The organism is Cohnella fermenti (assembly GCF_004801405.1).
Classification (GTDB): Bacteria; Bacillota; Bacilli; order Paenibacillales; family Paenibacillaceae; genus Cohnella; species Cohnella fermenti.
In genome coordinates, this window is the sequence record NZ_SSOB01000033.1 from 82,421 (window position 1) to 91,031 (window position 8,611).

Annotated in this window: 6 protein-coding genes; 5 read left to right on the top strand and 1 reads right to left on the bottom strand. The window is 56.6% G+C overall.

Going from position 1 to position 8,611, the window contains the following annotated elements:
* Positions 1-116 precede the first annotated feature (116 nt).
* From E6C55_RS22655 to E6C55_RS22665, 3 genes are all read left to right on the top strand, one after another.
* Positions 117-932 (top strand): polyphosphate polymerase domain-containing protein, encoded by an 816-nt coding sequence (locus tag E6C55_RS22655; protein ID WP_136372097.1) that lies wholly within the window; start codon positions 117-119, stop codon positions 930-932.
* Positions 925-1,608 carry a DUF4956 domain-containing protein gene (locus tag E6C55_RS22660; RefSeq protein ID WP_136372098.1) on the top strand — a complete coding sequence of 228 codons (684 nt, stop codon included), beginning with the start codon at positions 925-927 and terminating at the stop codon, positions 1,606-1,608. Before E6C55_RS22655 ends, E6C55_RS22660 begins: the two co-directional genes overlap by 8 nt.
* 75 nt (positions 1,609-1,683) lie before the next feature.
* A complete protein-coding gene (locus E6C55_RS22665) occupies positions 1,684-3,771 on the top strand; it encodes a carbohydrate-binding domain-containing protein (protein ID WP_136372099.1) in 2,088 nt (695 codons plus the stop codon).
* Between the two features lie 82 nt (positions 3,772-3,853).
* On the opposite strand, the gene E6C55_RS22670 is transcribed toward E6C55_RS22665, so the two are convergent.
* Positions 3,854-6,445, bottom strand: coding sequence for a response regulator (locus E6C55_RS22670; protein WP_168735819.1), 2,592 nt, complete (start codon positions 6,443-6,445; stop codon positions 3,854-3,856).
* Between the two features lie 420 nt (positions 6,446-6,865).
* Between E6C55_RS22670 and E6C55_RS22675 the strand changes: the two genes are divergently transcribed.
* Both E6C55_RS22675 and E6C55_RS22680 read left to right on the top strand, forming a co-directional pair.
* Positions 6,866-8,011, top strand: coding sequence for a copper amine oxidase N-terminal domain-containing protein (locus E6C55_RS22675; protein WP_136372101.1), 1,146 nt, complete (start codon positions 6,866-6,868; stop codon positions 8,009-8,011).
* Between the two features lie 24 nt (positions 8,012-8,035).
* Complete coding sequence (locus E6C55_RS22680; RefSeq protein ID WP_136372102.1) at positions 8,036-8,341, top strand: hypothetical protein; 306 nt, start codon at positions 8,036-8,038, stop codon at positions 8,339-8,341.
* Positions 8,342-8,611: the final 270 nt, after the last annotated feature.

Consider the following 8,611-nt stretch of genomic DNA (forward strand, 5'->3'; position numbering starts at 1 on the left):
GTGTAAAATCATTTAAGATTCGCTAAAGGTTCGGGGGCTAAGATACAGACATGGCAAGCGAGTTGCACAATAACGAGATAACGAACGAACAACATAACGAGAGGATGGTCGGACCTATGGCTATCGAGGTGTTCAACCGACACGAGAACAAGTATCTGATGAGCCACGCGCAGTACGAAGCCTTCTATCAAGCGTTGCTTCAATATATGGAGAAGGACGAGTACAACAAGAACGAGTTTTATTCCATCAGCAATCTGTACTTCGATACCGAACACGACACGATGATCCGAACGAGCTTGATGAAGCCCAAGTACAAGGAGAAGCTGCGGCTGAGGGCGTACGGCGTGCCGAACGAGGATTCGAAGGTATACCTGGAGATCAAGAAGAAGGTCAACGGTCTCGTGAACAAGCGGAGAACGGCGCTGAAGCTGAACGAAGCCTATGACTTCGTCCGGACGAAGGCGACCCCCGAGCTGAAGAACTACATGAACAAACAGGTGCTCGGCGAGATCGACTATATCCTGAGGATGTATGAGGACCTGCGGCCGAAGCTGTATCTGAGCTATGATCGCAAGGCTCTGTTCGACAAGGCGAGCCGCGACCTGCGGATCACGTTCGACACGAACATCCGCTGCAGGCGCTACGACTTGAAGCTTGAGCAAGGGGACTACGGCGAGCAACTGCTTGAGCCGGGCCAATGGCTGATGGAAGTGAAGGCCGAGAAGACGGTTCCGCTCTGGCTGTCGAAGCTGCTGTCCGAGCATGGCCTGTACCGCACAAGCTTCTCGAAGTACGGCAATGAGTACAAGAAGATGATTCGCACGCAGAATCAGATTCGGTCCCAGAACACGAGCCGCACGCAGGAATGGAATCGAATGCAAGACATGAATGCAACCGACAAGACGCTGAAGGAGACGATCGCATATGCTTGAATCCCTGTTCACTAGCACCGCCGCAACGGTTGACCTGACTCTTGGTACCGCACTGCTTACGATATTCGTATCCATTGTTCTTGGAGGGCTCGTCAGCCTCACTTATATGAAGACGAACGCAAGCGAATATTCGCAAGGCTTCGCGCTCACGATGGTTATGCTCCCGACCGTCGTCGCCATCATCATTCTGCTGATCGGCAGCAACATCGCCAGCGCCTTCAGCTTGGCGGGAGCCTTCTCGATCATTCGCTTCCGAAGCGCGCCCGGCAATCCGAAGGATATCACGTACGTCCTCTTCACGATGGCGGCGGGTCTGGCCTGCGGCACCGAGCATTACGCTTACGCGGTTCTGTTCACCCTTATTCTGTGCATTCTGATGTTCGTTCTAAACAAGACCAACTTCGGCGCGAGGAGAACGCAGATTAAGACGCTTAAAGTCACCATTCCGGAAAATCTCGGCTACGAGGAAGCGTTCGCCGAAGTGTTTAACGTATTCGATGTTCCTTATGAGCTGAAGAAGATCCGCACGACCGAGCTGGGCAGCCTGTACGAGCTCGTCTACAGCGTAACGCTTAGCGAGTCGGTCAACCAGAAGGAGTTCCTCGACGCGATCCGCTCGAGAAACGGCAACCTGGATTTGTCCTTGACGATGAGCCCGACGGCAAACGAGTTCTAATCCGGAGTCGAATGGGTCGACCATACTGCGTCACACCACCACACCGAGAGGATGATTGGCATGAGGGATACGACAATGAGGAAAAAGCTCGCGATCGCCCTGATGAGCATTGCGATTCTGGCGGGATGCTCCAACGGTACGGCGACGGAGGAGAGCGCGGGCAACGAGACGACGACGGTTCAAGGGTCTACGGCTTCTTATACGGAAAGCGCCGCAAACGCGGCGACGGACCTGACGATGGCCGATCTGGCGGAGTTCGACGACGAGGACACGAACGCGGATTGGAGCGCGGACGGCGCGACAACGATCTCGTTGAACGGCTCCGGCGCAACGATCAGCGGCTCCGGAGCGACGGAAGCGGACGGCTCCGTGACGATTACGGCGGCGGGCACCTATATTCTGAGCGGAACGCTGGAGGACGGCCAGATCGTCGTCGAAGCGGGCAAGGAGGACCTGGTTCGCCTCGTCTTGAACGGGGTCGACCTGACGGATGCGGATAACGCTCCAATCTACGTGAAGTCGGCGGACAAGACGGTCATCACGCTTGCGGCGGGCACGACGAACACCGTGACGGACGGCTCCGAGTACGTTCTGGAGGCCGATGCGGACGAGCCGAGCGCGGCAATCTTCAGCAAGGACGATCTGTCGATCAACGGCTCGGGCAGCCTGACGGTCAACGCGAATTACAACGATGGCATCACGAGCAAGGACGATCTGCTGATCGCATCCGGCACAATCACGGTTACGGCTGCCGATGACGGCATCGTTGGACGCGATCTGCTCGCGGTTCAGGAAGCATCGATTACGATTGAAGCGGTCGGCGACGGCATGAAGTCCACGAACGACGAGGACGCGGACAAGGGCGTCGTGGCGATCGCCAGCGGCACGTTCACGATTAACGCGGGAGCCGACGGCATCCAGGCGGAGACGACGCTGCTTATCGACGGCGGCACGTTCGATGTGACGACCGGAGGCGGCAGCGCGAATGCCGAGGTCAAGACCGAGCAGGGCCCCGGCGGCATGGGCATGGGGCAGGGCTTCGGCGGCGGACAGGGAGGCCAAGGCTTTACCGGGGAACGTCCGGAAGGAACGACGGGCGAGCCGCCGGAAGGAATGGGCGAGCGTCCGGACGGCCAGACGATGCCGCAGGGCACGGACGGTCAAGCGATGTCCGAGGCCGCAACCGATACGGCCGACTCGCAGGATGCGGGAACGGACGAATCGACAAGCGCGAAGAGCCTGAAGGCCGGCGTCAATCTGATCGTCAACGACGGTACGATAACGATCGACTCCAAGGACGACGCGATTCACAGCAACGGCTCCGCAACGGTGAACGGCGGCGAGATCACGATCAAGGCCGGGGACGATGCGGCCCATGCCGATGGCACCTTGACGATTGCCGGCGGCAAGCTGGACATTCAGAGCAGCTATGAGGGGCTGGAAGGCACAGCCATCGTCGTCTCCGGCGGCGAGATCGATGTGACGGCATCCGACGACGGCGTGAATGCATCGGGTACGGACCCGCTGCTGACGATCAGCGGAGGCTACCTGACCGTGAACGCCAGCGGAGACGGCCTGGATTCGAACGGCTCGATCGCGATGACCGGCGGCACCGTCATCGTCAACGGCCCGACGAACGACGGCAACGGCCCGCTCGATTACGACGGCACCTTCGAGCTCAGCGGCGGCGTTCTGATCGCGGCAGGCAGCTCGGGCATGGCCCAATCGACTTCGGACGATTCCAGCCAGGCTTCGATCATCATGACCTTCTCGGCGGCTCAGGAAGCCGGAACGCTTGTCCACCTGGAGGACAGCCAAGGCAATACGATCGCGACGTTCGCACCGGCCAAGAGCTACTCGTCGATCGTCATCAGCTCCCCGGACCTGAAGCAAGGGGAGAGCTACACGCTCTACTCGGGAGGAACGTCTGGCGGCACGGCGACGGACGGCCTGTACGCAGACGGCACGTACTCCGGCGGCACGAAGGTCGTGGAATTTACGCTCGAGAGCGTTGCGACTTGGATCAACGAATCCGGCGTAACGACAGCCAACTCCGGATTCGGAATGGGCGGCGGCATGGGTGGAGGCATGGGCGGCGGCGGACGCGGCGACAGACAGCAAGCGGATCAATCGCAGCAGACCGAGCAACAGACCGCGCAATAACCGGATAAATCGTGTGAACCGCATGAAGCAAATCCCCCTTCGGAGAACCGTACAAGGCTCTCCGAAGGGGGATTGCTGTCGTCTAGGCGGAGAGCAGCTTCCGGATGGAGCGGAGCACCAGATCAAGCTGTGCGGCCGCTTCGGGCAGGGGGCTTCGGAACGTCTCGTCTCTCCCTTCGCGAATTGCATCCTCAAGGCGGCGCAGGGCGGCGGTCAGCTCCGAAGCCCCGATGTTGGCCGACACGCCGATCAAGGAATGGGCGAGACGCAGCGCCGCTTCCCGGTCGCCGCTCTCAAGCGCCTCACGAATCTCCTCGACTCCTCCGCTGTGCTGGTCCTCGAAGGTTTGCAGAATTGTCAGATAGAGCTTGCGGTTGCGGTTCAGCCTCGCGATCGTATCCCGTACCGTCAAGCCCGGCAGCTCCTCGTTCTCCGTCTTGGCAGCGTCGGCAGCGGCAGGGGACGGAGGTACAGGGGCCCGCGCTTGGGATTTCTGCATCAGCCTCTGCAGCGCTCCGAACAGTTGGATCGGGTCGAACGGCTTGACGACATGCGCGTTCATTCCCGCCTGATACACCGCTTCCTCGACTCCCTTCAGCGCGTCCGCCGTCATCGCGATGATCGGCGCGGTCTTCGACAAGCCGCCGTTCCGAATGGCGGCGGCCGCCTCGTAGCCGCTCATGAACGGCATCTGCAGATCCATCAGAATGGCGTCGTAGCGCTTGCGCTCCGCCAGCTCGACGGCCTCCAGCCCGTTCCGCGCGACATCGACGCAGGCCCCCGTCTCCTTCAACAGCTCGACGGCAACCTGCTGGTTGATCTCGTTGTCCTCGACGAGCAGGAGGGCGGAGTGCTTCAGCTCGGCGAAGCGCTCCGACCGATCGGGCTCCTTCAGCTCTTGCTTCCGGACGAAGTGGGATTGGAACAGCGTCACCATCTCGTTGTAGAGCTGGGATTGGCTTAGCGGGTAATGGAGCACCCTCTCGATAGCCGACGAGCGGATCAAGGTATCCCATTCCCGCTCGTGGTAGGCGCTGATCAGAACGATAACCTGCACGGAATCGGCCGCTTCCAGCCTCATTCGCTCCGTGAGACGAACCGCGTTCCCGCTTCGCAGCTTCCAGTCGACGATGGCCAGATCGAAGCGCTCTCCGCCATGCAAGAGGGCTAAAGCGGCTTCGTCGGAATCGACCGTGCGAACCTCGAACTCGAACGCTTCGAGCTGGCTGGCCAGCACTAGCCGCATGTCGGCATCGTCGCAGACGACCAGGACGCGGAGCGGGCGAAGCGGCAAGTCCTCGGCCGAGGTTGGGAGAGCGGATGCCGCGGCGGCATGTCCGAAGCGAGCGGTGAAGGAGAAGCGGCTTCCCTTGCCGACCTCGCTCTCGGCCTTGATCGTGCCGCCCATCAGCTCGACGAGGTTCTTGCTGATGACAAGCCCAAGGCCGGTTCCGCCGTACAGGCGGGTGGTGGACATGTCCGTCTGCGAGAACACCTGGAACAGCTTATGACGATGCTCCTCGGGGATGCCGATACCGGTGTCGGTAACGGAGAATTCGAGCAGAACGCCATCCTCTTCGTCGTCGAGAACATGGACATGGAAGGAGATCTCTCCGCGCTCGGTGAACTTCACCGCATTGTTGGACAGATTAAGCAGCACTTGGTTAAGGCGGAAAGGGTCGCCCGTCAGCCGCTGGGGAACTTCATGATGAACCGAGAAGCTGAGCTTCAGCCCTTTGTCGTGCGCTTTGATGCCGACGAGGTTGGATATTTGATTCAGCACCTCGTAGAGATCGAATGCGATTCTCTCGAGCGCAACCTTGTTCGCCTCGATCTTGGAGAAGTCGAGAATATCGTTGATGAGCGAGAGCAAGTTTTTGGCCGACAGAATGGTTTTGTCCGTGTAGCTCTTCTGCTGCTCGTTCAGCGAGGTGCGCTGCATCAGATAGCTGAGCCCGATGACCGCGTTCAGCGGAGTTCGAATCTCATGGCTCATGTTGGCGAGGAATTCACCCTTCGTCTGGTTCGCCGCCTCCGCGGCCTGCTTGGCTTCCTCGAGCAGAACATTCTTCGCCTCCAGCTCCGCCGTACGGGCTTCGACCAGTTCCTCGAGATGCTCCTTGTAGTGAAGCAGCGAGCTCTCGCTGATCCGAAGCTTCTTCTCGATCTCGATTCGCTTAATCGCGAAGGAGATGATGTGATAGAAGGAAGGAATAGCCAATATATGGAACAAGACGTAGGGCACGTAGTAGAGGCTGTAGTAGGAGTCGGCGATCTTGAAGGAGCTGAGGTAGACCCACAGAATGGACTGGGTGCCCAGAAGCAGGCCGAACAAGAACGCGTACCGCTCCAGCACCCTGGGCTGCCGCCGACGGAGCCAATGGGCCCCCAGGCTGATCAGAGCCCCGCTCGCGATCAGAGCAATGCCGGGCATAACATAGCCGCCGAGGGTTAGCCGGAAGCTTCCGACCAGAAGGAACGTAAGGAAGACGGACAGCGGACCGCCGAACACTCCGGAGAAGAACAGGAACTCCAGCCGGGAATCGAGCCGCAAGCCCATATCATACGGGAAAATCATCGCGACGCAGCCCATGATTCCGAACAGGGCGCCGACGATGAGCTCCTGCCGTCTCTTGGATTGCTTCTCGTAATAGGGGAAGATCCAGATCAGCAAGAAAACGAGACAAACCATGAGTGCGCTGCATTGAGCGAAATAGTAGAAAAATCCCATGCCCCACCTGCTTCGACAGTACTCATTCGATTGTCCTTATTATACAATGGAACGCTTAGTCGCACAGGAGGGGATTTTCGACATCGGTCAGGATTCCGTGGCTTGTCGAATTGTATTCTCACGATCATACCTCACCTTCGGAATAGTGGCATTTCGCGACCATTTTCGCGCCCGTTTCGGGCGTTTTTTTGTTTATGTGAGCTCGTTTGCCATTTCGCGTCGAGTTACGGCCATTTCTCGACAAAGGTATTCAATTTGCGCAACTCCCAGGTTATACTAAATTTTACTTGAGCAGGGGCTTCCAACAATTGCTTGATTACCCCGAACGGGATGATATAAGAAACCAAAAGGAGACGATGATCGATGTTCAAAAAAACAATTGCGATTGTAGCAACGGCTTCTGTAATCCTTGGTGCAACTCCGGCGTTCGCCGTTCCCGGCACGGATCTGAAGGCGATCCCTGTGATCGTCAACGGACAAAAGGTAAAGTTCCCGGATACGGAGCCATACATCAGCGCAGCCGGCAACACGATGGTTCCTGTGCGCTTCGTTAGCGAGAGGCTCGGCGCCGATGTGAAGTGGGACAACACGACGCAGACGGTTCTTGTCTCTTATAACGGCAAGAACATCAAGATGTCGGTCGGCTCTAAGGAAGTATCCGTAGACGGCGTCGTCTCGACGCTCGACACTTCGGCTGAGATCTACGATACGCGCACGATGGTTCCGCTTCGCTTCGTAAGCGAGGTGCTCGGCTCCGAGGTGATTTGGGATCAAGGGGCGCACTCGGTGAGAGTTACGGATGCTGTCTACAAGGCGAAGGTTGATTCCGGGGAAGTCGAACTCGATCCATGGGGGCGTGAACTGAGCCGAACTCAAGACACGAGCTGGTATCGTCTTACGGATTTGGAGTCGACGAACTTCTATTCGTTCTATTCGCAGTATAAGACTAGCAAAAGCTTTATCTCACCCAGATATGAACGTAGCGATATTTATAAAGAGCACGCCGATGTTCTTGCAAATAAGATTCGATCTTATTACGAAGCACAACTGAACGTGGATTATCGTACTATTGATGAGACAAAGTTCGTTAATGCATTTATGTCGAGCGCTTCTGGTCAGATCACCATGAACACATTCTTGAAGTCTGAATGGACTAAGGTTCTGACATCTTATGTGGCATGGGTAAAAGAGAATAAGGTAATTGCAAAAGGGTATGCTGATCCGGAACCTATGTCTGTTATTGGGGGCAGCGGCAACTTAGTATGGTATCCTGTACATTTTAAGTTCATGATCATTTCTGCGATAGATACAGCACAGACTTTTGTAGATAATCGCAATGTATCTCGTTGGTCTGATTCTTACAAATCCAAGCTTGGGGTGTGGTATGACGGTTATTCGATTGTAGGAATGAGTAGCGTAGTGGCTAACGACGGTTGGAGCGATGAATTCGGGTTGAGAAATACAGAAAATATGTTTACAAGCGGATTATATTTTTATGATATCTCTTAAGCAGCATTTCAAGGAGGTAGATAAATGAGAAAATTTACTGGGCTGATCATGTCCATATTCATCTTATTTGCAGTATTGGTACCGGTGTCGAAAAGCACTGTATCTGCAGACACTGTAACTTCGAACGATACAACACCTTATCCGACAGGTGCATGGTTCGAGGATGGCAAACTGATCTTCGTTCAAGCCAACAAGAAGGCTACGGCCAGCATAAAATATGGCACTAAAGCATTCGTTTTCCGCACCACCAGGACTTGTAGTTCGGAGTCCGCCAGTGCATCTCAATGCGGTCCGTTGAAGGGGACTACTGATGACTATTTACGGACCTGAACACGTGGGGGCTGCTACACCATCTGGCGCAGAGCCCGATCGCGTTCCCGCTCTCGGCGGAGAAAAACAACATCGCCGCCCTGCGCAAACAGCCTCTACGACTGGGCTACGAGGTGCTGACCGACATTCAGACCGTCGGCAACTATTACAGCAAGCTGCAGATCATTCCCTACTACTATCACTTGAATCTGAAGACAGGGAAGATTCTGCCGGTCGATATCTACATGAACGTCAATGGCCAGTACAAGCGGATCAACAAGTTCGGAGCCC

Bases quoted from the DNA above. Each gene is read 5' to 3' on its own strand.
- E6C55_RS22655 (WP_136372097.1), top strand. From the start codon at position 117: ATGGCTATCGAGGTGTTCAACCGACACGAGAACAAGTATCTGATGAGC.
- E6C55_RS22660 (WP_136372098.1), top strand. From the start codon at position 925: ATGCTTGAATCCCTGTTCACTAGCACCGCCGCAACGGTTGACCTGACT.
- E6C55_RS22665 (WP_136372099.1), top strand. From the start codon at position 1,684: ATGAGGAAAAAGCTCGCGATCGCCCTGATGAGCATTGCGATTCTGGCG.
- E6C55_RS22675 (WP_136372101.1), top strand. From the start codon at position 6,866: ATGTTCAAAAAAACAATTGCGATTGTAGCAACGGCTTCTGTAATCCTT.
- E6C55_RS22680 (WP_136372102.1), top strand. From the start codon at position 8,036: ATGAGAAAATTTACTGGGCTGATCATGTCCATATTCATCTTATTTGCA.